A 1,401-nucleotide genomic window follows, 5' to 3' on the forward strand; every position below is an offset into this window, starting at 1 on the left:
GAAAAAACCACTCGACGGTGTTTCCGCGGTCGTGGAAGGGGTCCTTTATGTCCAAGCGTGCGCTGATCACCGGAATAACCGGCCAGGATGGATCTTATCTGGCCGAGCACCTGATCGCTCAGGGCTATCAGGTCTGGGGACTGATCAGGGGCCAGGCGAATCCAAGAAAGCTGAGGATCAGCCGACTGGCCTCGGACGTCACCTTTATAGACGGCGATCTGATGGACCAGGCGAGCCTGGTCGCGGCCGTCGACGCGGTTCAGCCGGACGAGGTGTACAACCTCGGCGCCATCTCGTTCGTGCCGATGTCCTGGCAGCAGTCCGAACTCGTCACCGAGGTCAACGCCATGGGCGTGCTGCGGATGCTCGAGGCGATCCGCATGGTGAGCGGGCTGGACAAGTCCCGCGGCGGCGGTGGCGGCGGGATCCGCTTCTATCAGGCGTCGTCCTCGGAGATGTTCGGGAAGGTCACCGAGACACCGCAGCGGGAGACGACGATCTTCCACCCCCGCAGCCCGTACGGTGCGGCCAAGGCGTACGGGCACTTCATCACCCGCAACTACCGCGAGTCCTTCGGGATGTACGCCGTGTCCGGCATGCTGTTCAACCATGAATCGCCGCGCCGTGGCGCGGAGTTCGTGACCAGGAAGATCTCGCTGGCGGTGGCCCAGATCAAGCTCGGGCTCCAGGACAAGCTCTTCCTGGGCAACCTGGACGCGGTGCGCGACTGGGGCTTCGCGGGGGACTACGTCCGCGCGATGCACCTGATGCTTCAGCAGGACGAGCCGTCCGACTATGTGGTGGGAACCGGCCGCATCCACTCGGTGGGCGACGCCGTGCGCATCGCCTTCGAGTGCGTGGACCTCGACTGGGAGGACTACGTGGCCATCGACCCGACCCTGGTCCGCCCCGCCGAGGTGGAGACGCTGTGTGCCGACAGCACACGGGCCCGCACCGAGCTGGGCTGGGAGCCGGCCGTGGACTTCCGTGAACTGATGGCCATGATGGTGGAGTCCGACCTCAGCCAGGCCTCCCGCGAACGCGACTACGGAGATCTGCTGTCGGCCACGAGCTGGTGAACACCTCCGCATAAGTTGCCCGGTGGCGCGCCGAGCGCCACCGGGCACCGTCGTGTTCCCTGGACACCGGTCCCGGATGACTAGGGGTTTCCTCGCCGGCCCGTGATGACACTGGGCTGCGGGAGCCTGGTTCGCCATCGCTCATGGCCACCACCGAGGGGCCGCGGCCGCCGCTTCCCATGTGGGGGGAAGCCGGGCGGCCGCGGACCCGCCCTTGGTGGCCCCGGCCCCGGCCGCGTGTGTCCGGTGGGTTCGGCCGCGCCGAATCCGCTCCCCTGCCCTGCGGTTTGCCTGCCGCCTGCGTCGAGACGGGTTGAGTGAG

The 1,401-nt window shown here is 67.2% G+C and carries 1 protein-coding gene; it reads left to right on the plus strand.

Annotation, left to right across the window (positions count from 1 at the left end):
- Window positions 1-47: 47 nt before the first annotated feature.
- A complete protein-coding gene (locus tag ACZ4WQ_RS36170; RefSeq protein ID WP_311723956.1) occupies window positions 48-1,079 on the plus strand; it encodes a GDP-mannose 4,6-dehydratase in 1,032 nt (343 codons plus the stop codon).
- Window positions 1,080-1,401 lie beyond the last annotated feature (322 nt).

It is taken from the genome of Streptomyces sp. NPDC028305, assembly GCF_055569495.1.